Genomic DNA, 24,746 nt, shown 5'->3' on the forward strand with positions numbered 1-24,746 from the left:
GCTAGTCGATTGATTCCAACACTTGGTGCCCTCGTCTGACGGCTGCGATGATGTCGTCAGGGTCTGCTTTCCAGATGAATGGCTTGGGCTGTTCGTTGTGCTCTTTGATAAAGCGGTTGATGGCTGCCTGAAGATCAACAACGGAATGGAAGACGCCATTTYTCAGTCGTCGCCGGGTGAGCTTAGCGAAGAACCCCTCGACGGCGTTCAGCCAGGAACAGGATGTCGGAACGAAGTGGAAGGTCCAGCGTGGGTGCCGCGCCAACCAGGCCCGGACTTTGGGCTGTTTGTGTGTGGCGTAGTTGTCCAGGATGACGTGAACCGCCTTGTCCTTCGGCAACTGAGCCTCAATCGTGTTGAGGAAGCGGATGAACTCCTGATGCCGGTGGCGCTGCATGTTGCGGCCGATGACAGAGCCGTCGAGAACATTCAGGGCAGCGAAAAGTGTCGTGGTGCCGTGGCGCTTGTAATCATGGGTCATCGTGCCGGCACGACCCTTCTTCATGGGAAGACCCGGCTGCGTCCTATCCAGCGCCTGGATCTGACTTTTCTCATCGACGGAAAGGACAATCGCATGGGCCGGCGGCGAGACGTAGAGACCGACCACATCATGAAGCTTCTCGGCGAAAGCCTTGTCGTTCGATAGTTTGAAGCTGCGCCACCGATGGGGTGCGAGACCATGCTCATGCCAAATCTTGACGACTGAGGATGCCGCAATCCCCACAGCCTTTGCCATCGCACGAACAGTCCAATGTGTGGCTTCCTGCGTGGGCGGCTCCTGCGTCAGGGCCACAACCCGGTCGACAAGATCAAGCTCAAGCGGCGCAGTGCCGGGCGGGCGGCTCTTGTCGCGCAAAAGGCCATCCACGCCTTCGGTCATGAAGCGTTCCTGCCAACGCCAGACGCAGGTCTTCGACTTGCCCGTGGCCTCCATGATCGCGACGGTTCCGAGACCCGCGTCGCTCATCAAGATGATCTTCGCCCGCCACACATGCTTTTGCGGCGAACTGCCCGCCGAAACGATTGCGTTGAGACGAACCCGGTCGTCAGCGGAAACCTCAAATGTGATACCCGTGCGCATGCCAGATCGTCGCATATGCGCGCAAAAATTGGAATCCTAAATCGGACTCTTTTGTCTCGATCAAACCACTAGGCTCGTATGTGCATGGCAGGAATTGATGCGTTTTCTTCAGCTTTGGGTAACCACATCCTGAGTGAATCGGTGGATATGATGTTTGCCAAGCAGAATTGCCTTAAATACAATGTCAGAAAGCAAAACGTGATTTTGTCTATGCATGGTTGTAGAAGGCATCCGCCGGCCGTTGGTTTCGCAATACTAGGTTGAGTTTGGGAAAAACTCCCATGGGGCACCGTTTGAATGTTGCAATACAAGGCTTGGAGGCGGTGTTTTCACGAAATCTTTCGTTAAATCATCGCCTCTAAAAATCCGGAAAACCGGAGCTATGGGTTCATGACGCGCAATGAACGGGGCGCTCTCCCGACGGATGTCTATCTGTCGTCCGTGAGCTCGCTCTACGAACATCGCAGGACTCTGCTGATCGGCATGCTTTCGCATGTCGTGACTTTCGTGCTCGTCTATTTCAAGACCACCGACCCGCTCTATCTCTTCTGCACGGCCGCCATCGTTGTGCTCTGGGGGCTGCGCAACCTCGACATGGCGCGCTTTGATCGCCAGGATTTCTCCAACGCCGACCGAGCGATGGTCCGGAAATGGGAGAATCGCTACATTCTCGGCGGCGTCAGCGTGACGCTCACCTGTGGTATTGCCTGCGGCTACGCGATCGCCGTCAGCCGGGATTCCTTCTCGGAACTGGCCTGCATCTCCGTCACGCTCGCGTCGATGATCTCGCTGGTCGGGCGAAACTACGGCTCCGAACGGGCGGTGCTGCTTCTGTCCTCGTCCGCCTGCCTGCCGATCGTGATCGGGCTGATCACGCTTCAGGATGGTTTCATGCTCATCCTGGCGGTTCTGATCCTGCCATTCATCTTTTCGACCTGGATGATGGCCAACAATGTGCGCGCGTTTCTCTACGAGAACGTGCTGGCCGCCCGAGAAATCGCAACGATCGCCGGCCAGTTCGACGCAGCACTCAACAACATGACGCACGGGCTGCTGATGCTCGACCGCGACAACCGGATCGTCGTTGCCAACGAGCGCGCCTGCGCGCTGCTGATGCTGGGCGACAAGGCCGACCTGAGGGATCGGCTGCTGGATGACGTCGTGCGCCGCGGCGTCCGGCGCATGTCGCTCAGTGTCGAAGAGACGCGCGCGATCTCGCGGCAGCTCGACCTTCTGATCAAGGGCAAGAAGACTCAGGTTCTGGTGCCGGTCACCGACAACCTCTTTCTCGAGTTTTCCGCTGGGCGACACGAGAACGGTGAGGTCGTGCTGATATTCGAGGACGTGACCGCACGCGTCCAGGCCGACAGACAGATCCTTCAGATGGTGCGCTTCGACACGCTGACCGGCTTGCCGAGCCGCGATTACTTCGCCGAACTTGCCCACAGCGCTGTGGCGCTCGAAGGCAAGGAGGACGTCGAGGTCGGGCTGATGGTGCTCGACGTTGCCGAGTTCAAGCATGTCAACGACATGCGCGGCCACATCGTCGGCGACAGGCTATTGCAGGCGATTGCCGGGCGGCTGAAGACACTGGTCGGCAATACGGCGATCGCCGCGCGCCTGATGGGCGACGAATTCGTCGTCTTCTTCCCCAACAGGATGCATCGGCCGGATCTCGAAGAGCAGATGCGCGCGGTTCACGCCGGGTTGCGCGGTGCCTATATGGCGAATGGCTTTACCTTCAACGTGACCATGAGCGCCGGCGTCGTTCTCGTGCCGAGCAGCGCCTTCCGGCTGGAAGAACTCCAGATCAAGGCCGATCTTGCGCTGTCGGAAACCAAGGCACGCAACAAGGGCGGCTGCACCGTATTCGAAGAAGAGATGGATGCCCGCTATCTCGACCGCCAGAAACTGAAGAGCGATCTGCGCGATGCGATCAATGCTGGTGCCCTGACGCTTTCCTACCAGCCGATGTTCACGCCGAACGGCGCGCGTCTCGAATGCTGCGAGGCTTTGGCGCGCTGGACGCATCCCGAGCGCGGCCCGGTACCGCCGAATGTCTTCATCCAGCTTGCCGAGGAACTGGGGCTCGTCACCGAGATCACCCGCTTCGTGCTGGAGCAGGCGTGCAAGGATTGCATGGGCTGGCCCGGCGAGGTTTCCGTTTCGGTCAATCTGTCGGTGCTCGACCTGCGCAGCAACGACATCGTCACGGTGGTGGCGGATACGCTGCGGGCCACCGGGCTCGATGCTTCGCGGCTGCATCTCGAAGTCACAGAGAGCTGCCTGATGGATGAGCCGGCCAAGGTGCAGGCCATTCTCGGCGAGCTGCGTGACAGCGGCATAACGATCGCCATCGACGATTTCGGCACAGGCTATTCCAGCCTCAGCTACCTGGATGCGCTGCCGGTCAACATCATCAAGATCGATCGCTCTTTCGTGCGCAACATCCGCGAGGACTCGCGCCGCTTCAAGCTGCTGCGCGGCACAGCCAACCTCGGTCGTGCTCTCGGCCTGAAGATCGTCGTCGAGGGTGTGGAGACGGCGGATCAATTGCAGCTGATCAACGACTACCACTGCGCCGATCTGATACAGGGTTTTGTGTTCGCGGCCCCGATGCCGGCGTCCGCCATCGCGGCCTTCTGCAAGAATGGTGTCCAGAAACCGGTCACCACGCCGTCAAGCAAGCGTATCGCCTGACAACTCGCCACGTCGCCCGTCATTTCCTCCGCGATCCGCGTCCTCCATCCTCTTCCTTGCTCCGCCGCTTGTCCAAGATGGTGAGGTGGCGGGCTTAACCAATCGTTAACCATAAAACTTTACGAAATATTAAGGTTAACAATAGGTTAATCGTAATGTGTGCCATTTTGTTGTTGCTGCTGTGCCGACCGTCAATAGGTTAACGATCTGTTAACCATGAGGGTCAGGAAATGGGTGAAGGTCTTCACCGGGCGGAGCCTGGGAGTTTTTCTGAGAAGCTGATGCTTCTTCTCGATCGCGTCGAATACCGGCGGGTCGAGACGGGCGAGGACATGGAGGATATCGCCCGGCTCCGCTACAAGGCCTACAAGGCCGTCAATCTGATGGAACTCACCGGCTCGACCTTGATCGACGATCTCGATTTCGACAGTCACGCCTATGTCTTCGGTATCTATCTCGACGAGAACCTGGTCAGCACGGTGCGTGTTCATCACGTGACGCCTGAGCACAGGGCGAGCACGTCTGGGCTGATCTTCGGGCCCGAGATCGACGTCTTTCTCGACGCGGGCATGGTGCTGGTCGACCCCGGCCGGTTGGCTGTCGACCCCGATGTCACCGGCGACGAGATGCGCGCGCTTCCCTACCTGACGCTGCGCCCGGTGGCGATGGCATGCGAATACTTCACCGCCGACCGGTGCCTGACCGCCTGCCGGCCGCGGCATGCGGCGTTCTACAAGCGCATTTTTGCGTCGGAGACCGTTGTCGCCAAGCGCGAGAACCTCGGCGTCTACAATGCCGACGGTGCGCTGCTGGTTGCGCAGGTGAGGGGGCAGCGGCCCTCGATCCTCGATCGCTATCCGATCTTCGATTCGGAGCCGTTCGAGCGTCGCCTGATGTTCGCGGGCCGACAGGAAGTGCCGTTCGCGCCTTTGACGATTCTGCCGACGGCGCGGATCGCACAGAACGGTTCCGGCCGTTCCTATCCCACATCCGTATTCCGCTAGAGACGCACGCGGCATATCGCCCCAGGTGACCGGGCGCAGCGGCGGGTTTTCGTTGCGCCCGGGCCTGGCATTGTGTATGGGCAGCTAAAGGGCTTCCGTGCGGTTTTCCGCCAAAGCCGTTTCGTGGATCAAGGTTGAAGGGCGGCGAGGGCCAAGGGTCGGGCCGCAGCATTCTGGGAGAATTGGACGATGGCTGAGCATCATTCTGGACCGGTCGAAATGGGCGCTCCGATGGATTATGCGGAACACGAGAAGACCTACAATTTCTTCCTCAGTGCAACGAAATACCTCACGCTGTTCTGCGTGGCTCTGCTGATCGCCATGGCTGCCGCCTTCTTCACCACGATGGGCTTCTTCAGCTCGCTGGTGCTGTTCATCCTTATCAACGTCGCTGGTTTCTTCTTCCTTCGTTAATCGGCACTACTGACACGACTTGCCAGGGACAGGCCGGGTGGAGGCTTGCCCTTGGCTGCCGGACTCAAGGTCCGGATTGAAGCCGCATGACATCGACCGGGAGCGTCGATGGTCTTGCTTCGGCTGATGAAAGTTCGCAGCGCCTTGAAGCGTTCGTTGGAGAACGCGCGGCGCTTATCCTCACTGCGTGAGGGGGAGAGTGGAGGACAGGCTGAGCCTGTCTCCAGGGGAATGTGTGCTTTGCACATGGGAGGGCGCCTGCTCGCATGAGCGGCCGCTTTGCAGTCGGACAGGATGCCCGCATTCCAGCCTTGGCTCGATTGCGGCCAGGGAGGGGACTTGTGAGCGAAATTGTCTTTATTGCCAAGGAAACGGATCCGAACGAGGGTCGCGTTGCGGCATCGCCGGATAGCGTGAAGAAACTGAAAGGGCTGGGCTTCGACGTCGTCGTCGAGACCGGCGCCGGGTTTCTGTCGCGTATTCCGGATACAGAATATGAGAAGGCTGGTGCCAGGATCGGTGCTGTTGCCGATGCGAAGACGGCGGATGTCGTCCTTCGGGTTCGCCGGCCGAACAGCGCCGAAATCGCCGGCTATAAGTCCGGCGCCATCGTCATCGCCATCATGGATCCCTACGGCAACGAGGATGCGGTCGCCGAAATGGCCAAGGCCGGCCTTAGCGCCTTTGCGATGGAGCTGATGCCGCGCATCACCCGCGCGCAGTCGATGGACGTGCTGTCGAGCCAGGCAAACCTTGCCGGCTACCAGGCGGTGATCGATGCGGCCTGCGAATATGACCGGGCGCTGCCGATGATGATGACGGCGGCCGGCACGGTTCCCGCGGCGAAGGTCTTCGTCATGGGTGCCGGCGTTGCCGGCTTGCAGGCAATCGCGACGGCCCGCCGTCTCGGCGCCATGGTTTCGGCGACCGACGTGCGTCCCGCCGCCAAGGAGCAGGTGGCCTCGCTCGGCGCCAAGTTCATCGCCGTCGAGGACGAGGAATTCAAGGCGGCCGAAACCGCCGGCGGCTACGCCAAGGAAATGTCCAAAGAGTATCAGGCGAAACAGGCGGCACTCGTCGCCGAGCACATCGCCAAGCAGGACATCGTCATCACCACGGCGCTGATCCCGGGCCGGCCGGCGCCGCGCCTCGTCACGCGCGAAATGTTGAAGGCGATGAAGCCTGGTTCCATTGCGGTCGACCTCGCTGTCGAGCGCGGCGGCAACGTCGAAGGCGCCGAGGCCGGCAGGGTCGCCGATGTCGAGGGCGTCAAGGTCATTGGCCACCTCAACGTGCCCGGTCGGATCGCCGCATCGGCTTCCGGTCTCTACGCCAAGAACCTCGTGACCTTCCTCGAGACCATGGTCTCCAAGGAAACGAAGGCGCTGGCGCTCAACATGGAGGACGAGCTCGTCAAGGCGACGGCGCTCACCCATGGCGGCGCCATCGTCAATGCGAATTTCGAGCCGAAGAAGAAGGGGGATCTTTGATGGCGAACGAAGCATTGGAAAAAGCGCTCGATGCGCTCGACAAGGCGGTTGCCGCTGTCCAGCAGGCAGCGCTGAACCTTCCCGATGCCGCGGAAGCTGCCGGCGCGCTCGCGCACGGCGCCACCGGCGGCGCAATTGATCCGTTCGTCTTCCGACTGGCGATCTTCGTCCTGTCGATTTTCGTCGGCTACTATGTCGTCTGGTCGGTGACGCCGGCCCTGCACACGCCGTTGATGGCGGTCACCAACGCGATCTCTTCGGTCATCGTCGTTGGTGCACTGCTCGCCGTCGGCATCTCGGCCTCCGGGCTTGCGACCGGTTTCGGTTTCATCGCGCTCGTGCTCGCCTCGGTCAACATCTTTGGCGGCTTCCTGGTCACCCAGCGCATGCTCGCCATGTACAAGAAAAAAGACAAGTGAGGCCGGCCGATGAACGCTAACTTCGCAGCCTTCCTCTATCTCGTCTCGGGCGTGCTCTTCATCACGGCGCTCCGCGGCCTGTCGCACCCGGCCACCAGCCGCAAGGGCAACACCTACGGCATGGTCGGCATGGGCATTGCCATCGTCACCACGCTGCTGCTGGCCAAGCCCACCTTCGGCGGCTTCCTCTTGATCGTGCTCGGCCTTGCCATCGGCGGCGGTGCCGGCGCGGTCATCGCCCGCCGCATCGCCATGACGTCGATGCCGCAGCTTGTCGCCGCCTTCCATTCGCTCGTCGGTCTGGCGGCGGTGATGGTCGCGGCCGCGGCGATGTATGCGCCCGAGAGCTTCGGCATCGGCACGCTCGGTGACATCCACGCCCAGGCGCTGGTCGAAATGTCGCTCGGTGTCGCCATCGGCGCGGTCACCTTTACCGGTTCGGTCATCGCCTTCCTCAAGCTCGACGGACGCATGTCCGGCAAGCCGATCCTGTTGACCGGCCGTCACTTCGTCAACGCTGGCCTGGCGATCGCGCTCGTCGTCCTGGTGATCATGCTGGTCTTCACCCAGAGCACGACCGTGTTCTGGCTGATCGTCGCCCTGTCGCTGGCGCTCGGCGTGCTGATCATCATCCCGATCGGCGGCGCCGACATGCCGGTGGTCGTCTCGATGCTCAACTCCTATTCGGGTTGGGCCGCGGCCGGCATCGGCTTCACGCTCGGCAACCTGGCGCTGATCATCACCGGCGCGCTCGTCGGCTCGTCGGGTGCGATCCTGTCCTATATCATGTGCAAGGGAATGAACCGCTCGTTCATCTCGGTCATCCTCGGCGGCTTCGGCGGCGAGGCGGCGGCAGCCGCTGTTGACGATGGCGTCCAGCGCACCGTCAAGCAGGGCGCGGCCGACGACGCGGCATTCCTGATGGCCAATGCCTCCAAGGTGATCATCGTCCCGGGCTACGGCATGGCCGTCGCCCAGGCGCAGCATGCGCTGCGTGAACTCGGTGATCAGCTGAAGGCGGCGGGCGTCGACGTGAAATACGCCATCCATCCGGTTGCCGGCCGCATGCCCGGTCATATGAACGTGCTGCTCGCGGAAGCAAACGTGCCCTATGACGAGGTGTTCGAGCTCGAAGACATCAACTCGGAATTCGCCCAGGCGGATGTCGCCTATGTCATCGGCGCCAACGACGTGACCAACCCGGCAGCCCGCGACGACCCGTCGTCGCCGATCTACGGCATGCCGATCCTCGACGTCGACAAGGCCAAGACCTGCCTGTTCGTCAAGCGCTCGCTCGGCTCCGGTTACGCCGGCATCGACAACACGCTGTTCTACAAGGACGGCACCATGATGCTGCTCGGCGACGCCAAGAAGGTGACGGAAGACATCGTCAAGGCCATGAACCACTGAGGTTCCTTGCCATTCGGGTGAGCGACACAAAGGCGTCTATCCGTTGGGTCAAATGTTGGAAAAGAAAACGCCCGCCACATGGCGGGCGTTTTCGTTTGATGCGTCGAACTGCCGGCGAAGGTCGTCTTGCCGACTTTTCGTCATCTCGCCTTATCAGCTAGCCGGGGCGAGCGTCAGTTCGTCGACGCCGATCGCGATGTTCAGTCCTTCCTGGACCTGCACGTTAACTGGCTGCAGCATGAAGGCCTTGTTGGTACCGCCGCCGATCACCTTGGCGCCGCCGCCAACGGCAAGGCTCGCGTCGGCGCCGATGCCGTAATATTCACCGGCAAGCGCGTATTTGGTGATCGGAGTACCTGTCTTGGCCAGGACATCCCAGACCATCGTGCTCTTGCCGGTCTTGCCGATGTCGATGCCGATCTTGCGAATGGTGCCGGCATAGCTTGCGGCCGGCGCGCCGTTGGCGGGCCTGAAGGTGCACAGCAGGTTCTTTGTCGAGGTCAGAATCTGCCCCGTGCCGCCGTCGGAGCCGCAGACAAGGCGGCCGAGCGCGACATAATTCTGCGCTGCGGACGGGCCGGCGCAAAGGGCTGCCAGGGCCAGTGTCGCGATGAAGGTTTTCTTGATCATTGGCTCAGTCTCCGTTTTTCGTTCCTGGGCAAACGGATGGTGGCCGGGAAGGTTCCGTTCGTCATTGGAGGAGCAAATGGCTAATTCCTTAAATCGACATCGATTTATGGACAAAATTACGCAGCAGGTTCAGGGCGTTACGGCGTCCTTTACGCGTCATGCCGGACGCGCGGCGCAACGACGTGACGAAAAAACGAAAACGGCCGCGAACCGGTCGCGGGCGTTGAAACGGGAGAAGTGCTTTTCTCTCCTAAGAGGCTAAGCGGCTTTCACGCGGGCGAGACCTGCGCGCGCCGGCTCGTATTTCGGGTCGAGCTGCAGTGCGTGCGAGTAGGACTTCGCTGCCTTGGCCTTGTCGCCCTTGCGCTCGTAGACCAGCGCCTGGTTTGCCCAGGATTCGGCAACCTTGCCGTCGAGCGTGATCGCGGTGTTGAAGTCGGAGAAGGCATTGTCGTCATCGCCCTGGGCGACGTAGGAGATGCCGCGGCCGTTATAGGGCTCCGGCGAGCTCGGCGACAGCGAGATCGCCGTCGAGAAGTCTTCGATCGCCTGGCCGTGCTGGTTGCGGGCCTGGTAGATCAGGCCGCGATTGTGGTAGGCGCGCGGGTCGGTGGTGTCGAGCTGGATCGCCTTGTTGAAATCGTTGAAGGCGGAATCGAGCTGGCCGGCCTGGCGATAGAGATTGCCGCGGCCGATATAGGCGACGTCGTAGTTGGGGTTCAGCTGCAGCGCCATGTTGTAGTCGGCAAGTGCGGCCTGGGTGTTGCCCATGTTGCGGTGAACGAGCGCGCGGTTGGCATATGCCTGGTAGAAGCGCGGGTTGAGCTGGATCGCCTGATCGAAATCGGCCAGGGCGCGGCGGTATTCGCCTGCACGGCCATAGGCGGAGCCGCGGACGTTATAGCCCTCGGGGTCGCTCGGGTTGGAGGCGATCACGCTCGACAGCGATGCGATATTTCCCTGGGAGCCCTGTTCGCGCTCGACCTTGGCCATCGATTCCGGCCCTTCGGTCTGGCATGCCGACAGAAGCAGAGCCGATCCGAGGAGGAACAGGGCCGCAAGCTTCGGCTTGCGCTGGTGGCGGCGGCGCGCCTCTTGGGTGGTGAAACCGGCGACGTCCGCAGTCATGGCAGCAAGTGTCAAAGGTCGATCCCTCAATGCGACTAGGTCCGAAAGCCAACGGCTTCCCGTTCAAGGAGGCCGGCGAATTTCGCGGGGCCCCACAGCCGAGGCTACCAGGGCCTGCGGCAAACCGTCCGGCGTCAAGCGCCGCGACCGGCTACCGTTGCCGGCTGCATTGTCACGCTAGCCCGACGACGGAAAAGATGTCCATACCAAAAGAAAGGCGGCGGCGATATTTCGCCCCCGCCACGACTTAGATCGAAAAGTGTCGAAAAATCGACAAATTAACGGGCCACGAGGCCTTCGCGCTGTGCACGCTTGCGCGCCAGCTTGCGAACGCGGCGAACGGCTTCAGCCTTTTCGCGGGCGCGCTTCTGGGACGGCTTTTCGTAGAAATCACGCATCTTCATTTCGCGGAAAATGCCTTCGCGCTGCATCTTCTTCTTGAGAGCGCGGAGCGCCTGGTCAACATTGTTATCGCGGACAAGTACCTGCACGTGAAATCCCGTTCCTTTGGTTGTTTCGAGTTGTTGCCTCACGTCAGGTGTCGGAGGCAAAAAAAGCTACGTTCGCTGAGCCGAAAGCTCGACGATTGAAGGTGCGGATACCAGATCGTCAGCGGAAAGTCCAGCGAGGACATGAGGCTGTGCTGAAAAATCCGCAATGACGCCACGCTATGTGTATCATCGCGCCGCAGATGGTGTGATGCAGCGATGTCGCAACTCCGCGCAAGTCCGCCCGTTTGCGTCGCAAAAGAAACGTTGCGCAGGCGTCGGATTTGCGATTTCTAACGCCAACGAGAATGATCACCGGGGTTCATGGAGTAACAGGCGGATGCGCAAATATTCAGTTTTTGCCGTGGCGCGCGAGGCTTTGCGCGGCCACAAGGGATGGGGTCCGCAATGGGCCTCGCCCGAGCCCCGCAAGGACTATGATGTGATCATCATTGGCGGTGGTGGCCATGGGCTGGGCGCTGCCTACTATCTTGCCAAGGAGCATGGCATCACCAATGTCGCGGTGCTCGAAAAGGGTTGGATCGGCGGCGGCAACACCGGCCGCAACACGACGATCATCCGGTCCAACTATCTCTATGAAGAGAGCATGGACATCTACGAGCATTCGCTGAAGCTCTGGGAAAACCTGTCGCAGGACCTCAACTACAACGTCATGTATTCGCCGCGCGGCGTCATGATGCTCTCGCACAACATCCACGACCAGCAGTCGTTCAAGCGCCATATCAACGCCAACCGCCTCTATGGCATCGACAATGAGTGGCTGACGCCGGAACAGGCCAAGGCCTACTGCCCGCCGCTCGATATCGCCAAGAACGCCCGCTACCCGATCAACGGCGCAGCGCTGCAGCGTCGCGGCGGTACGGCTCGGCATGACGCGGTTGCCTGGGGCTATGCCCGCGGCGCGTCCGACCGTGGCGTGCACATCATCCAGAATTGCGAAGTGACCGGCATCCGCCGTGACGAGAACGGCCGGGTGACCGGCGTCGACACCAGTCGCGGTTTCATCGGCGCCAAGAAGATCGGCGTTTCTGCCGCCGGCCACTCGTCGGTGCTGATGGAAATGGCCGACGTGCGCGTGCCGCTGCAGAGCCAGCCGCTGCAGGCGCTGGTCTCCGAGCCGCTGAAGCCGATGTTCCCCTGCGTCGTCATGTCGAACTCGGTGCATGCCTATATCTCGCAGTCCGACAAGGGCGAGCTCGTCATCGGCGCCGGCACCGACCAGTACAATTCCTACTCCCAGACGGGCGGCCTGCAGATCATCACCCATACGCTGGATGCGATCTGTGAACTCTTCCCGATGTTCCGCCGCGTCAAGATGATGCGGCAGTGGGGCGGCATCGTCGACGTGACACAGGACCGTTCGCCGATCCAGGGTGTCACCCCGGTTCCGGGCCTGTTCCTCAATGCCGGCTGGGGTACGGGTGGCTTCAAGGCGACGCCGGGTTCGGCCAACCTCTTTGCGCACCTCATTGCGAGGGGCGAGCCGCATCGGCTGGCTGCCGGGCTGACGCTCGACCGTTTCCGCACCGGCCGACTGATCGACGAGGCGGCAGCTGCCGCCGTTGCGCACTGATTGCCAAGGATTTCGAGATGCTTTTGATCTATTGCCCCTATTGCGAAGAAGAGCGCTCCGAGCTCGAATTCCGCAATGCCGGTGACGCCCACATCGTCCGCCCTGCCAACATTGCCGAGATCAGCGACGAGGAGTTCGAGGAATTCTTCTTCCTCCGGCAGAACCCCAAGGGCCTGATCTTCGAACGCTGGCGCCATATCCACGGCTGCGGCCGCTTCTTCAATGCCGCGCGCGATACGGTCAGCGACCGGTTCTACACCACCTACAAGGCGGGCGAACCAAAGCCCGATGTTGCCGCCATTCTGAACAGCGAGCAGGACAAGGGAGCGGCACGATGAGCGGCACCAACCGTATTGCAGGTGCCGGCCGTCTGACGCCGGCGCGTACCGCCCGCTTCACCTTCGACGGACGCACGCTGACGGCGCTCGAAGGCGATACCGTCGCCTCGGCATTGCTTGCCAACGGCATCCATCTCGTCGGCCGCTCGTTCAAGTATCACCGTCCGCGCGGCATTCTTTCCGCCGGAGCCGAGGAGCCGAACGCGCTGCTCGATATTTCGCGCGATGCGGCCCGCCGCCAGCCGAACGTGCGCGCGACGGTGCAGGAAGTCTTCGATGGCATGAAGGTGGAATCGCAGAACCGCTGGCCGTCGCTCGCCTTCGACGTCGGCGGGTTCAACGACCTGCTGTCGCCGTTCTTTGCCGCCGGCTTCTACTATAAGACCTTCATGTGGCCGAAGGCTGCCTGGCACGCGATCTACGAACCCTTCATCCGCCGTGCGGCCGGTCTCGGCGTCGCGCCGACGGAAGCCGACCCGGACCATTATGCCAGTCGCTATGCCCATTGCGACGTGCTGGTGATCGGCGCCGGTGCTGCCGGCCTCTCCGCAGCGCTTGCAGCAGCCAAGGCCGGTGCCAAGGTGATCGTCTGCGACGAGCAGCCGGAAGTCGGTGGCGCGCTGCGCTATGAAGGCGGCACGACGATCGACGGCAAGGACGGCTGGGACTGGGCGCAGGCGACAGCCAGGGCGCTTGCCGCGATGGACAACGTCACGGTGCTCACGCGCACCACCGGCTTTGGCTACTACAACCACAATTTCGTCGGCCTCGTCGAAAGGGTGACGGACCATCTGTCCGTGCTCGACAAGGCATTGCCGCGCGAGCGCCTCTGGCAGGTGCGGGCGAAGAAGGTGATCCTCGCCAACGGCTCGATCGAACGCCACATGGTGTTTGCCAACAACGACCGCCCGGGCATCATGCTCGCTTCGGCCGGACGTACCTATCTCAACCATTACGGCGTTGCCGTCGGCTCCAAGGTCGGCGTCTACACCGCGCATGATTCCGCCTATGAGGCGGCCTTCGATCTCAAGCGCGCCGGCGTTGCCGTTCCTGCCATCGTCGACTGCCGCGACAATCCCGGCGAAGCGGTGCTTGCGGAAGCCCGTCGCCTCGGTATCGAGGTGCTGACCGGCCACTTCGTCGTCAATGCCGGCGGCAAGCTGCGCGTCTCCTCGATCAGCGTTGCCCGCAATGGCGGCGGGTCGGCGCGCAAGATCGCGGTCGATGCGCTGCTGGTTTCATCCGGCTGGACGCCGTCGGTGCACCTGTTCTCGCAGTCACGCGGCAAGGTGAAGTTCGATGCGGCAACGCAGCGCTTCCTGCCGGGCACCTATCTGCAGGATTGCCTGTCGATCGGCGCCTGCAACGGCACCGACGACCTGCAGGCAACGATCGACGAGGCGTTGGCAGCCGGCGAACTGACCGCACGCGCGGCAGGCGCCGAAGGTGGCGCCCAGGTGACGCTCCACGGCGACAATGCCTTCAGCTGGACCGGCGGCATGATCGGCGCTGCCGAAGGGGCCGGACCCGACACCACCGTCAAGGCCTTCATCGACTTCCAGCATGATGTCTGCGCCAAGGATATCCGGCTTGCGGTGCGCGAAGGCATGCATTCGATCGAGCATATCAAGCGCTTCACCACCAACGGCATGGCGTCAGACCAGGGCAAGCTGTCCAACATGCATGGCCTTGCCATTGCCGCCGAAGCGCTTGGCAAGGACATTCCGCAGGTGGGTCTGACGACCTTCCGCCAGCCCTACACGCCGGTAACCTTCGGCACGATCGTCAACCATTCGCGTGGAAGCCTGTTCGATCCTGCCCGCAAGACGCCTGTTCATGCCTGGGAAGAGGCGCATGGCGCCGAGTTCGAGGATGTCGGCAACTGGAAACGTGCCTGGTTCTACCCGAAGGCGGGCGAGAGCATGCATGAGGCGGTCGCGCGCGAATGCAAGACAGTACGCGAGGTCGCCGGCCTGTTCGACGCCTCGACGCTCGGCAAGATCGAGGTGGTCGGCCCGGATGCGGCCCAGTTCCTCAACCTGATGTACACCAACGCCTGGGACACGCTGAAGCCCGGCCGCTGCCGCTACGGCATCATGCTGCGCGACGACGGCTTCGTTTATGACGACGGCGTGGTCGGCAGGCTTGCCGAGGACCGCTTCCACGTGACGACCACCACCGGCGGTGCGCCGCGGGTGATGCACCATATGGAAGACTACCTGCAGACGGAGTTCCCGCACTTGAAGGTCTGGCTGACGTCGACGACGGAACAATGGGCCGTTATCGCCGTGCAGGGTCCGAAGGCGCGCGAGATCATCGCTCCGCTCGTCGAAGGCATCGATCTTTCCAACGAGGCTTTCCCGCATATGAGCGTGACCGAGGGCAAGATCTGCGGCGTGCCGACCCGGCTGTTCCGCATGTCGTTTACCGGCGAGCTCGGCTTCGAAGTCAACGTGCCGGCCGATTATGGCCAGGCGGTCTGGGAAGCGATCTGGGAGCGGGCCGAACCCATGGGCGCCTGCGCCTACGGCACCGAGACCATGCACGTGCTGCGCGCCGAGAAAGGCTACATCATCGTCGGCCAGGATACCGACGGGACGCTGACGCCCGACGATGCTGCCCTGTCCTGGGCAGTCTCGAAGAAGAAGGCCGATTTTGTCGGCATCCGCGGTCTCAAGCGCCCTGACCTCGTCAAGGATGGTCGTAAGCAGCTGGTCGGGCTCCTGACCAAGGATCCGAAGGTGGTGCTGGAGGAGGGCGCACAGATCGTCGCCGATCCGAACCAGCCGAAGCCGATGACGATGCTTGGCCATGTGACGTCGTCCTACTGGTCGGAAAATTGCGGCCGTTCGATCGCGCTCGCCGTCGTTGCTGGTGGCCGCGCACGCCTCGGTCAGACGCTGTACGTGCCGATGGCCGACAGGACGATCGCCGTCGAGGTGAGCGACATGGTGTTCTTTGACAAGGAAGGGGGTCGCCTCCATGGCTGATCTGGCAACTGCAACCCGCAAGGCTGCTCTTACTGCCCGCGGCGGTTTCGCCGAGGTGGTCCTGACGCCGGCACCCGCCGCTTCGCGCCTGTCGCTGCGCGCCGGTGCCGATGCGCTCTCCGGTCTTTCGGCGGCACTCGGCGTGACCTTGCCGGCACGGCCGAAGACCTCGGCTTTGAGCGGCAAACGCCATGCGCTCTGGCTCGGGCCGGACGAGTGGCTGGTGATCGACGAGAGCGAAGGTGACCTGATGGCCGCGGCCGCATCGAGCGGCACGCTGCACTCGGCGGTCGATGTCTCCCATCGCAACGTCGCCGTCATCGTCAGCGGTCCGGGCGCCGAAGTCGCGATCAACAGCGGCTGCCCGCAGGACCTGTCGCTGCCGATCTTCCCGGTAGGCGCCTGCTCGCGCACCATCCTCGGAAAGGTCGAGATCGTATTGCTGCGCCTCGCCGAGGACACGTTCCGCGTCGAATGCTGGCGGTCGTTTTCCCCCTATGTCTTCGGCATGCTGTCCGAAGGAGCGGCGGACGCTGGCCACTAAAGCTTTTCCAGGAAAACTGCGAAGCGCTCTTTCGTCAGGAAATGCGTACAACAAAGAAATATAGCGTTTTCAGGCGTTAAGCTGGAAACGCTCTCGGGCCGGCAAATTGCTGCGCGATCTTCGGGATGCGCAACGCCCTGTGGCCGGGTCCGCAATCCGACCTTGCCGCCGGCCTTCTCCGGCGGCTAAGCTGCCCCCGTTTGCAAGCGGGAGGACATCTTGAAGACACGGGCAGCAGGGCAGCAGTGCTCAGGCACGCACCGGTCGAGCGGCCCTATGCCAGGTCGCGACCGCTCTCGATCGAGACCGTCGACCTCGACACACCGGGACCCGACGAACTGCTGGTTCGCATCGGCGCTGCCGGTCTCTGCCACTCCGATCTTTCGGTGATCAACGGCGACAGGCCACGGCCCGTGCCGATGGCGCTCGGGCATGAGGCGGCAGGCACGGTGGAGGCCGTCGGCAGCGCAGTGCGCGATCTCAAGCCCGGCGATCGGGTGGTGATGAGCTTCATGCCGAGCTGCGGCGACTGCCAGCCTTGTGCGGAAGGGCGTCCGGCGCTCTGCATTCCAGGTGCCGAGGCGAATGGCAGGGGAACGCTGCTTTCCGGCGAGCGCCGGATTCGTTGCGACGCTGTTCCAGTCCATCATCACCTCGGCGTTTCCGGCTTTGCCGACTATGCGGTCGTCTCGCGCCATTCGGCAGTGAAGATCGAGGCGGACCTGCCGCTGGTCGAGGCGGCACTCTTCGGCTGCGCGGTGCTGACCGGCGTCGGTGCGATCGTCAATACCTGCCGCGTCCAGGCGGGCCAGTCGGCCGCCGTCGTCGGTCTCGGTGGCGTCGGGCTTGCCGCGGTGCTCGGAGCGGTCGCGTCGGGCGCGGAGCGGGTCGTCGCGATCGATCTCTCAAAGGACAAGCTGGCGCTGGCACGCTCGCTTGGCGCGACCGACACTTTTGTCGCCACCGATCCGGATGTGGGGGATGCGATCCGCGAGGCGACGTCAGGCGGTGTCGATCATGCGCTGGAGGCGGCCGGTTCGGTCAAGGCGTTCGAGCTTGCCTATCGCATCACCCGCCGCGGCGGAGCGACCGCGTCGGCCGGCCTTGCCCATCCCTCAAGCCAGATTGCCATCCCAGCCGTCAGCCTGGTCGCCGAAGAACGCACGCTTCGCGGCAGCTACATGGGAAGCTGCGTGCCGAGCCGCGATATTCCGCGCTTCATCGGGCTTTATCGGCGTGGCAAGCTGCCGGTCGACAGGCTGCTATCGAGCACCGGTCCGCTCGAGGAGATCAACGAGGCCTTCGACCTGCTCGACCAGGGCAAGGTCATCCGGCACGTGATTGCGTTTTGATCAGAGCCGCGCCGTAGAGGGTGAGCTTGGGCTGCCATCGCAGGATTTAGGCATCGGCAGGGCGGTCCTTCGGATCGAACTGGATGATCGTCTGCCAGGTGGCCGTCAGTGCCGGTTTGCGTTCACCCTCGATTTCGACCGTGACCTCATAGGTGATCATCAACATGCTGCTGCCACGGAAGCGCGCGTCTGCGATGGTGAAGTGCCCGCGCACGCGGGTGCCGCTCTTCACCGGTGCGATGAAGCGCACCTTCTCGAAGCCGTAGTTGATGCCCATCGTCTGTTCGCGGATTTTGGGCAGGCAGCTGTAATTCATCGCCGACAACAGCGACAGCGACAGGAAGCCGTGGGCGATCGTGCCGCCGAACGGCGTCTCGGCGGCGGCGCGCACCGGGTCGACATGGATATACTGATAATCGCCGGTTGCCTCGGCGAACTTGTCGATCGTGTCCTGCGTGACCGTGATCCAGTCGGAGACGCCGATCTCGGTGCCGACCAGCGGTCTGATTTCGGAAAGTGAAATATCCTTCAGCATATGGCTGTCCTGAAAGTGGCCCCCCAACGAATCTATAGGACGGTCGGGTGAGTTCTAGCAAGTGGTGGGAATAGTTCAGAAATTTTCGACGAAGAAGGAAACGGAGCGAGGAGGGACAAAGGTGGGTGGGAGTTCTGCAGAAAGCGCATCTTGCCACTGGCCGTCGAGGCTTTCGGGCAGATGGATCGGGTGCGGCGCGTGGCTGCGATTGACGACGACGGCAAGCCGCGTCGATCGCGTCTTCTTGCCGTCGCGTGTGGCAAGCACCATCGTCAGGTTGTCCGTTGCCGGGTGCTCCCAATCGGTCACCGCCATCGGGCGACCATCGAGGCGCAGCCATTCGACATCGTCCTTGCCGGTAAAGAATGTCGTCTCGCCGAACACACCGAAGCGCTTCCTCAGCGACGAAAGCGCTGCCGTATGGGCGACCAGCGTCTCATCCATCGCGCTCCAGTCGATCCAGGTGATGGCGTTGTCCTGGCAATAGGCATTGTTGTTGCCACGTTGGCTGCGTCCGCCTTCGTCGCCGGCGGTCAGCATGATCGTGCCGCGGGACGCAAACAGGGTGCCGAGAAGCGCCGCCACGTCATGCCGGCGCGCAACCGTGATCTCGGGGTCGGTTGTCGCGCCCTCGGCGCCGTTGTTCCAGGAATGGTTCTCGTTGTGGCCGTCACGGTTCTCTTCGCCGTTGGCCTCGTTATGCTTGCCGGCATAGGCAACGATGTCGGCAAGCGCAAAACCGTCATGGGCGGCGATGAAGTTGACCGTTCGGGTGCCGGTGTCGCCCCAGCGGGAAAACGTATCCGAAGAGCCCGCAAGCGCTGTCGCAAGCGCACCGATCACGTGCCGGTCGCCGCGCCAGTAGAGCCTGACGTCGTCGCGCGCCCGGTCGTTCCATTCCAGAAACGGAGCGGGAAAATTGCCGAGCTGGTAACCGCCGGGGCCGACATCCCAGGGCTCGGCGATCAGCACGCGGTCGGCAAGCACCGGATCGGCTTGGATTGCCTCAAACAGGGGAGCGTTCCGATGGAAACCGGTCATGTCGCGGCCGAGGACAGAGGCGAGATCGAAACGGAAGCCATCGACGCCGGCGGCCAGCACGAAGTGGCGCAGGCTGTCGAGGATCAGCGCCTGGACGACAGGGTGGTCGCAGGCGATCGTGTTGCCGCAGCCGGTGTCGTTGATGAGATCGCCCGGCCTGTCGGTGACGTGGCGATAATAGGCGAGGTTGTCGAGCCCTCGCATCGACAGCGTCGTGCCGAGCCGATCGCTTTCCCCGGAATGGTTGAAGACCAGATCGAGGATGACGCCGATGCCGGCCTTGCGCAGTGCCTCGACAGTCTGGCGAAGTTCCTTCAACCCGCCCGGCACCAGCCGTGGATCGAGCGCCATCGGCGCGATCGGATTGTAGCCCCAGCCATTGCTGAGCCCCAGTAGCGGCAGGTGACGTTCGTCGATCCAGGCGACGATCGGCATCAGTTCGACGGCGGAAACGCCGAGCCGCTTCAAATGGTCGATGATGACGGGCTCGGCGAGCGCTGCGACAGTGCCGCGTTTCGCCTCGGGAATGCCTTGATGCAGCGCTGTGAAGGGTTTGACGGCGATCTCGTAGATCAACCCGCCCGCCCTGAAGATCGGCGGCTTCGGCTTGGCTGTCTTGACGTCCCTGACGATTGCCTTAGGCACCAGATCGGCGGTGTCCTCGCCGAAGATGGTGAGCCTCGGATCGTGCCGGAAAGGCCGGTCGAGTTCGATGGCGTAGGGGTCGACGAGCAGCTTCGCTGGATCGAACCAGAGGCCGTGGTCGGGCGAATAGACCCCATCAGCGCGAAAACCGTAGCGGGTTCCCTTCGGCGCATCGGCAACCATCAGGCTATGCACATCGCCGTCGCGCAACATCGGCAGCTGACGCAATGCCTTGGCGCCCGCCTTGTCGAACAGGCAGAGGTCGATGCACGCAGCATTGCGCGACCAGACGGCAAACCGTGTACCGTCAGGGGTAAGCGTGGCGCCGAGGGGTAACAATGCATCGGTCGGCATTAATCAGTCACCCCTCGGGTTTTCTTGCTATATCAGTCTCTTGCGCGCCCCTGATGGGCGCTCCGTCAGGTGATCACGCTCGGCTCGGTGCGGCCGGTGCGGGTCTTGATGCCGGCGATCTCATCGGCAACGAGGATCAGGTCGGCGAGCGCCTCCTGGGTGTCGATATCATGGCGGGCCGGATCCGGCTCGAAACGCTCGATGTAGACACGCAGCGTTGCGCCTGATGTGCCGGTGCCCGACAGGCGGAAGACGACGCGCGATCCGCCCTCGAACAGGATGCGGATACCCTGGTTCTTGCTGACGGAATGGTCGACCGGATCGTGATAGGAAAAGTCGTCTGATGTCGCGACCTTGAGCGCGCCGAAGGATTTCCCGGGCAGGGTCGCGAGCTGGTCGCGGAGCGCTGCCACTAGGCCGTTGGCGGCATCGCTGTCCACTTCTTCGTAGTCGTGGCGCGAGTAGTAGTTGCGGCCGTAGGTCGCCCAGTGCTTGCGGGCGATGTCGAGCGCGCTTTCCTTGCGCACGGCAAGGATGTTGAGCCACAGGAGGACCGCCCAGAGGCCGTCTTTTTCGCGGACGTGGTTGGAGCCGGTGCCGGCACTTTCCTCGCCGCAGATCGTTGCCATGCCTTCATCGAGAAGGTTGCCGAAGAACTTCCAGCCGGTCGGCGTTTCGTAGAGGCCGATGCCGAGTTTTTCGGCGACACGGTCGGCGGCGCCGCTTGTCGGCATCGAACGGGCGATACCGGCAAGTCCCTTGGCATAGCCCGGCGCCAGATGGGCGTTGGCGGCCAGCATCGCCAGACTGTCGGACGGGGTGATGAAGATGCCGCGGCCGATGACGAGGTTGCGGTCGCCGTCGCCGTCGGAGGCTGCGCCGAAATCGGGGGCGTTGGGCGCCATCATTGTCTCGTAGAGCGCGCGGGCGTGTACGAGGTTCGGGTCCGGGTGATGGCCGCCGAAGTCCGGCAGCGGAATGAAGTTCATGACCGAGCCCTTCGGCGCGCCCAGACGCTTCTCGATGATCTCCTTGGCGTAAGGCCCGGTGACCGCGCTCATTGCATCGAAGACGACGCGGAAGCCGCCCGAGATCAGCTTGCGGATAGCGCCGAAGTCGAACAGGCTTTCCATCAGCGCGGCGTAGTCGGCCACCGGGTCGATGACGGTCACAGTCATGCCGTCGATCTCCTGCGAGCTCTCGGCATCGAGGTTGACGTCGGCGACATCCGAGATCTTGTAGGTGTCGATCACCTGGCTGCAGGCATAGATCGCGTCGGTGACCTTCTCCGGTGCCGGACCGCCATTGCCGATATTGTACTTGATGCCGAAGTCTTCGGTCGGGCCGCCGGGGTTGTGGCTGGCGGAGAGCACGATGCCGCCGAAGGCTTCGTATTTGCGGATGACGTTGGAGGCGGCCGGCGTCGACAGAATGCCGCCGCGGCCGACGAGTACGCGGCCGAAGCCGTTGGCGGCCGCCATCTTGATGGCGATCTGAATGACTTCGCGGTTGTAGAAGCGGCCGTCGCCGCCGATCACCAGGGTCTGACCGGCAAAGCCTTCGAGCGCGTCGAAGATCGACTGGATGAAGTTCTCGGCATAGTTCTTCTGCTGGAACACCGGAACCTTCTTGCGCAGGCCCGACGTGCCGGGTTTCTGATCGCCATAGGGTGTGGTGGTGACTGTTCTTATCATTCTGACTTAGCCTTTCCCGAGAAGACCGGAATATAGTGAGACGTAACGCTCGGCACTTCTGGCCCAGGAAACGTCCGATTTCATGCCCTGGGTCTGCAGACGCGCCCAGACTTTCGGTTCGTTGTATGCACGGAAGACGCGCCGGATCGCAAGACGCAACCCGTCGGCGGTGACCGGCGTGAACTGGAATCCGGTCGCCACCTTGGCTGACAACCCGGCTTCGTTCGCGTCGATGATGGTGTCGGCGAGGCCGCCGGTACGGGCAACCACCGGCACGCAACCGTAGCGCAGGCCGTAGAGTTGGGTCAGCCCGCAGGGCTCGAAGCGCGACGGAATGAGGATTGCGTCGGATCCCGCCTGCATCAGGTGCGACAGCGGTTCGTTATAGCCGGTAACCATGCCGACATGGCCGCGATGGCGCGAGGCGGCGGCGAGAAGCGCGCCTTCGAGCGCCGTGTCACCGGAGCCGAGAACGATGAGCTTGCCGCCCATCGCGACGATCTCGTCGGTGACTTCGGCGAGAAGGTCCATACCCTTTTGCCAGGTCAGCCGGCTGATGACGCAGAAGATCGGGCCGTTACCCTGTTCGAGCCCGAAGCGTTCCTCCAGCGCCCGGCGGTTGGCGGCGCGCTGCTTCAATGTCGTCGCGCTGAAATGCTGGGCGATAAAGGGGTCGCTGGCCGGATCCCAGTCGTCGGCGTCGATGCCGTTGACGATGCCGGAGAGGTCGGAAACCCTGCTCTTGAGCAGGCCTTCAAAACCCATGCCGAAGTCCGGAGTCAGGATCTCCTGCGCATAGGATGGGCTGACGGTGGTGATCGCATTTGCGGTCTGCAGGCCACCTTTGAGGAAGCCGACATCGCCGTAATATTCGACGAACTGCGTCGAGAAGGCTTCGGGCGGAAGTGCCAACTCGGCGAAGATTTCCGGCCCAAATTGCCCCTGGAAGGCGATGTTGTGGATCGTCAACACTGTCGGCGTCGAGGCGGCGCGGCCAAAGCGCATATAGACCGGCGTCAGTGCCGTCTGCCAGTCGTGCACATGGACGATATCGGGCTTCCAGCCGGACACGACATCGCCGGCGGCGATTTCGGCCGCAGCCAGCGACAGGGCGGCGAAGCGGCGAAAGTTGTCGACATAATCGCGGCCGGTGGCGTCGACATAGGGGCCGCCGTCGCGCTCGTAGAGGGCAGGCAGATCGAGCACCAGCAGGTCGAGGCCGTCAAGATCGGCCGCGAGAACCGAGGCCGGGCTGCCGAACAGATTGGCAAAACTGCCGACCTTCTTTTTCTTCTTCAGTTTCTGCAGCACCGCGGGATAGCCGGGCACCAGGGTGCGGGTGCGGATGCCGTGCGGCGACAGTGCGGCCGGCAGGGCGCCGACGACATCGGCGAGCCCCCCGGTCTTGACCAGCGGATACACTTCGGACGCAACGGAGAGGATGTTCATCAGCGGCGGACCTACATTCCCAGTTTGTCGATCATTGTCTGGGTGATCAGGCAAACGCCGTTTTCCGAACGGCGGAAGCGCTTCGCATCCAGTTCCGGGTCTTCACCGACGACGAGGCCCTCCGGAATGACCACGCGGCTGTCGATCACCACGTTGCTGAGCAGCGCGCGGCGACCGATCTTCACATCGGGCAGTATGACGGCATTTTCCAGTCGCGAATATGAATTTACTCTGACGCCGGTGAAAAGCAGGCTGCGATTGAGGGCAGCGCCCGAGATGATGCAGTCGCCCGACACCAGCGACGAGGTCGCGGAGCCGCGGCGGTTCTCGTCGTCATGCACGAACTTTGCCGGCGGCTTGATCTCGGCGAAGGTCCAGATCGGCCAGGTGCTGTCGTAGATGTCGAGTTCGGGCGTTACATGCGTCAGGTCGATATTGGCCTGCCAATAGGCATCGATCGTGCCGACGTCGCGCCAGTAGGCTTCGCGTTCGAAGTCCGAGCGCACACAGGACTGGTTGAAGCGGTGGGCGACCGCCTTACCGTTGTCGACGATATACGGGATGATGTCCTTGCCGAAGTCGCGGCTCGACTTCGGATCGGCCGCGTCGCGGCGCAACAGATCCATCAGGAACTTGGTGTGGAACACGTAGATGCCCATCGAGGCGAGCGCCATCTCGGGATTGCCGGGAATGCCCGGCGGATCGGCCGGCTTCTCGACAAAGGCGATAATGCGATCCTTGTCGTCGACATGCATCACACCGAAGCCGGTCGCTTCCATGCGCGGCACTTCGAGGCAGCCGATGGTGACGTCGGCGCCGGAATCGACGTGCTGCTGCAGCATCAGTTCGTAGTCCATCTTGTAGATGTGGTCGCCCGCCAGGATGACCATGTATTCGACGCCGTGATCCTCGATGATGTCGATGTTCTGGTAGACCGCGTCGGCGGTGCCTTCGTACCACTGCGTTTCGGAAACGCGCTGGCTTGCCGGCAGGATATCGAAACTTTCGTTTCGCTCGGGGCGGAAGAAGTTCCAGCCGCGCTGCAGGTGGCGGATCAGCGAATGGGCCTTGTACTGCGTGGCGACGCCGATGCGACGGATGCCGGAGTTGAGGGCGTTCGAGAGTGCGAAGTCGATGATGCGGGCCTTGCCGCCGAAATAGACGGCCGGCTTTGCCCGTCGGTCGGTCAATTCCTTCAGGCGGCTGCCGCGGCCGCCAGCGAGAACATAGGCCATGGCATCACGGGCCAAGGGTTGCGTACGCTTTTCCACCATTTGTCCTCCCCAAAATCATTGTTCTTCGGGATCGTCACGGCGACCTTTGGCGACGCCTTGCGGCCCTCGAAATTTCTTCTTGCACTCCCGCCGTCCGGTTCACCCCGTCGGGCTGGAACACTCTGCAGCGCCGCGCGTCTTATTAGACTTAGACGCGCAAAGGTCGCTGTAG

At 62.6% G+C, this 24,746-nt stretch carries 20 protein-coding genes; 11 read left to right on the plus strand and 9 right to left on the minus strand.

Annotation, left to right across the window (positions count from 1 at the left end):
- Position 1 precedes the first annotated feature (1 nt).
- On the minus strand, positions 2-1,081 hold the full coding sequence (locus ASD00_RS06215) for an IS630 family transposase (protein WP_057205614.1): 1,080 nt from the start codon (positions 1,079-1,081) through the stop codon (positions 2-4).
- 390 nt (positions 1,082-1,471) lie between these two features.
- Here ASD00_RS06215 and ASD00_RS06220 point away from each other — a divergent pair, with 390 nt between their 5' ends.
- From ASD00_RS06220 to ASD00_RS06245, 6 genes are all read left to right on the plus strand, one after another.
- Complete coding sequence (locus ASD00_RS06220; RefSeq protein ID WP_025424865.1) at positions 1,472-3,781, plus strand: EAL domain-containing protein; 2,310 nt, start codon at positions 1,472-1,474, stop codon at positions 3,779-3,781.
- A 281-nt stretch (positions 3,782-4,062) separates the two neighbouring features.
- Entirely contained in the window at positions 4,063-4,785 is a 723-nt protein-coding gene (locus ASD00_RS06225; protein WP_244496019.1) for a hypothetical protein, read from the plus strand.
- Between the two features lie 189 nt (positions 4,786-4,974).
- Positions 4,975-5,199 (plus strand): aa3-type cytochrome c oxidase subunit IV, encoded by a 225-nt coding sequence (locus tag ASD00_RS06230; protein ID WP_025424863.1) that lies wholly within the window; start codon positions 4,975-4,977, stop codon positions 5,197-5,199.
- A gap of 341 nt (positions 5,200-5,540) precedes the next feature.
- Positions 5,541-6,689: a Re/Si-specific NAD(P)(+) transhydrogenase subunit alpha gene (locus tag ASD00_RS06235; RefSeq protein WP_025424862.1), complete on the plus strand. Its 1,149-nt coding sequence runs from the start codon at positions 5,541-5,543 to the stop codon at positions 6,687-6,689.
- Positions 6,689-7,108, plus strand: coding sequence for a proton-translocating transhydrogenase family protein (locus tag ASD00_RS06240; RefSeq protein WP_025424861.1), 420 nt, complete (start codon positions 6,689-6,691; stop codon positions 7,106-7,108). Before ASD00_RS06235 ends, ASD00_RS06240 begins: the two co-directional genes overlap by 1 nt.
- 9 nt (positions 7,109-7,117) lie before the next feature.
- Positions 7,118-8,518 carry an NAD(P)(+) transhydrogenase (Re/Si-specific) subunit beta gene (locus tag ASD00_RS06245; RefSeq protein WP_025424860.1) on the plus strand — a complete coding sequence of 467 codons (1,401 nt, stop codon included), beginning with the start codon at positions 7,118-7,120 and terminating at the stop codon, positions 8,516-8,518.
- Between the two features lie 153 nt (positions 8,519-8,671).
- Here the strand turns inward: ASD00_RS06245 and ASD00_RS06250 are convergent, their stop codons facing one another.
- The 3 genes from ASD00_RS06250 to rpsU form a co-directional block, all read right to left on the minus strand.
- Positions 8,672-9,148 carry a DUF992 domain-containing protein gene (locus ASD00_RS06250; RefSeq protein WP_025424859.1) on the minus strand — a complete coding sequence of 159 codons (477 nt, stop codon included), beginning with the start codon at positions 9,146-9,148 and terminating at the stop codon, positions 8,672-8,674.
- A gap of 258 nt (positions 9,149-9,406) precedes the next feature.
- Positions 9,407-10,291 carry a tetratricopeptide repeat protein gene (locus ASD00_RS06255; protein ID WP_038575705.1) on the minus strand — a complete coding sequence of 295 codons (885 nt, stop codon included), beginning with the start codon at positions 10,289-10,291 and terminating at the stop codon, positions 9,407-9,409.
- A gap of 263 nt (positions 10,292-10,554) precedes the next feature.
- The gene (gene rpsU, locus ASD00_RS06260) at positions 10,555-10,767 is read right to left on the minus strand and encodes a 30S ribosomal protein S21 (protein WP_025424858.1); all 213 of its coding nucleotides are present in this window, start codon (positions 10,765-10,767) and stop codon (positions 10,555-10,557) included.
- Positions 10,768-11,104: 337 nt separating this feature from the next.
- Between rpsU and ASD00_RS06265 the strand changes: the two genes are divergently transcribed.
- The 5 genes from ASD00_RS06265 to ASD00_RS06285 all read left to right on the plus strand — a co-directional run bounded on the left by ASD00_RS06265 (position 11,105) and on the right by ASD00_RS06285 (position 17,582).
- A complete protein-coding gene (locus tag ASD00_RS06265; RefSeq protein ID WP_025424857.1) occupies positions 11,105-12,358 on the plus strand; it encodes a sarcosine oxidase subunit beta family protein in 1,254 nt (417 codons plus the stop codon).
- Positions 12,359-12,375: 17 nt separating this feature from the next.
- Positions 12,376-12,696, plus strand: a complete 321-nt coding sequence (locus ASD00_RS06270) for a sarcosine oxidase subunit delta (protein ID WP_025424856.1) — start codon at positions 12,376-12,378, stop codon at positions 12,694-12,696.
- Entirely contained in the window at positions 12,693-15,686 is a 2,994-nt protein-coding gene (locus tag ASD00_RS06275) for a sarcosine oxidase subunit alpha (protein ID WP_025424855.1), read from the plus strand. Before ASD00_RS06270 ends, ASD00_RS06275 begins: the two co-directional genes overlap by 4 nt.
- A complete protein-coding gene (locus ASD00_RS06280) occupies positions 15,679-16,230 on the plus strand; it encodes a sarcosine oxidase subunit gamma (protein WP_025424854.1) in 552 nt (183 codons plus the stop codon). Before ASD00_RS06275 ends, ASD00_RS06280 begins: the two co-directional genes overlap by 8 nt.
- Before the next feature lie 200 nt (positions 16,231-16,430).
- Positions 16,431-17,582, plus strand: a complete 1,152-nt coding sequence (locus ASD00_RS06285) for a zinc-dependent alcohol dehydrogenase family protein (RefSeq protein WP_051509185.1) — start codon at positions 16,431-16,433, stop codon at positions 17,580-17,582.
- A 46-nt stretch (positions 17,583-17,628) separates the two neighbouring features.
- On the opposite strand, the gene ASD00_RS06290 is transcribed toward ASD00_RS06285, so the two are convergent.
- The 5 genes from ASD00_RS06290 to glgC form a co-directional block, all read right to left on the minus strand.
- Positions 17,629-18,117: a MaoC family dehydratase gene (locus tag ASD00_RS06290; protein ID WP_025424852.1), complete on the minus strand. Its 489-nt coding sequence runs from the start codon at positions 18,115-18,117 to the stop codon at positions 17,629-17,631.
- Positions 18,118-18,192: 75 nt separating this feature from the next.
- On the minus strand, positions 18,193-20,157 hold the full coding sequence (gene glgX / locus ASD00_RS06295) for a glycogen debranching protein GlgX (protein WP_025424851.1): 1,965 nt from the start codon (positions 20,155-20,157) through the stop codon (positions 18,193-18,195).
- A gap of 65 nt (positions 20,158-20,222) precedes the next feature.
- Positions 20,223-21,851: an alpha-D-glucose phosphate-specific phosphoglucomutase gene (locus ASD00_RS06300; protein ID WP_057205618.1), complete on the minus strand. Its 1,629-nt coding sequence runs from the start codon at positions 21,849-21,851 to the stop codon at positions 20,223-20,225.
- Between the two features lie 6 nt (positions 21,852-21,857).
- Positions 21,858-23,300: a glycogen synthase GlgA gene (glgA, locus tag ASD00_RS06305; protein ID WP_057205620.1), complete on the minus strand. Its 1,443-nt coding sequence runs from the start codon at positions 23,298-23,300 to the stop codon at positions 21,858-21,860.
- Positions 23,301-23,311: 11 nt separating this feature from the next.
- Positions 23,312-24,574, minus strand: a complete 1,263-nt coding sequence (gene glgC, locus ASD00_RS06310; protein WP_025424848.1) for a glucose-1-phosphate adenylyltransferase — start codon at positions 24,572-24,574, stop codon at positions 23,312-23,314.
- Positions 24,575-24,746 lie beyond the last annotated feature (172 nt).

Source organism: Ensifer sp. Root31, assembly GCF_001424825.1.
Classification (GTDB): Bacteria; Pseudomonadota; Alphaproteobacteria; order Rhizobiales; family Rhizobiaceae; genus Ensifer; species Ensifer canadensis.

What these genes read in the sequence shown, in the direction of transcription:
- ASD00_RS06265 (WP_025424857.1), top strand. Translation starts at nt 11,105, where the DNA reads ATGCGCAAATATTCAGTTTTTGCCGTGGCGCGCGAGGCTTTGCGCGGC.
- glgC (WP_025424848.1), bottom strand. Translation starts at nt 24,574, where the DNA reads ATGGTGGAAAAGCGTACGCAACCCTTGGCCCGTGATGCCATGGCCTAT.
- glgA (WP_057205620.1), bottom strand. Translation starts at nt 23,300, where the DNA reads ATGAACATCCTCTCCGTTGCGTCCGAAGTGTATCCGCTGGTCAAGACC.
- glgX (WP_025424851.1), bottom strand. Translation starts at nt 20,157, where the DNA reads ATGCCGACCGATGCATTGTTACCCCTCGGCGCCACGCTTACCCCTGAC.
- ASD00_RS06275 (WP_025424855.1), top strand. Translation starts at nt 12,693, where the DNA reads ATGAGCGGCACCAACCGTATTGCAGGTGCCGGCCGTCTGACGCCGGCG.
- ASD00_RS06230 (WP_025424863.1), top strand. Translation starts at nt 4,975, where the DNA reads ATGGCTGAGCATCATTCTGGACCGGTCGAAATGGGCGCTCCGATGGAT.
- ASD00_RS06270 (WP_025424856.1), top strand. Translation starts at nt 12,376, where the DNA reads ATGCTTTTGATCTATTGCCCCTATTGCGAAGAAGAGCGCTCCGAGCTC.
- ASD00_RS06290 (WP_025424852.1), bottom strand. Translation starts at nt 18,117, where the DNA reads ATGCTGAAGGATATTTCACTTTCCGAAATCAGACCGCTGGTCGGCACC.
- ASD00_RS06240 (WP_025424861.1), top strand. Translation starts at nt 6,689, where the DNA reads ATGGCGAACGAAGCATTGGAAAAAGCGCTCGATGCGCTCGACAAGGCG.
- ASD00_RS06245 (WP_025424860.1), top strand. Translation starts at nt 7,118, where the DNA reads ATGAACGCTAACTTCGCAGCCTTCCTCTATCTCGTCTCGGGCGTGCTC.
- ASD00_RS06300 (WP_057205618.1), bottom strand. Translation starts at nt 21,851, where the DNA reads ATGATAAGAACAGTCACCACCACACCCTATGGCGATCAGAAACCCGGC.
- ASD00_RS06225 (WP_244496019.1), top strand. Translation starts at nt 4,063, where the DNA reads ATGCTTCTTCTCGATCGCGTCGAATACCGGCGGGTCGAGACGGGCGAG.
- ASD00_RS06280 (WP_025424854.1), top strand. Translation starts at nt 15,679, where the DNA reads ATGGCTGATCTGGCAACTGCAACCCGCAAGGCTGCTCTTACTGCCCGC.
- ASD00_RS06250 (WP_025424859.1), bottom strand. Translation starts at nt 9,148, where the DNA reads ATGATCAAGAAAACCTTCATCGCGACACTGGCCCTGGCAGCCCTTTGC.
- ASD00_RS06220 (WP_025424865.1), top strand. Translation starts at nt 1,472, where the DNA reads ATGACGCGCAATGAACGGGGCGCTCTCCCGACGGATGTCTATCTGTCG.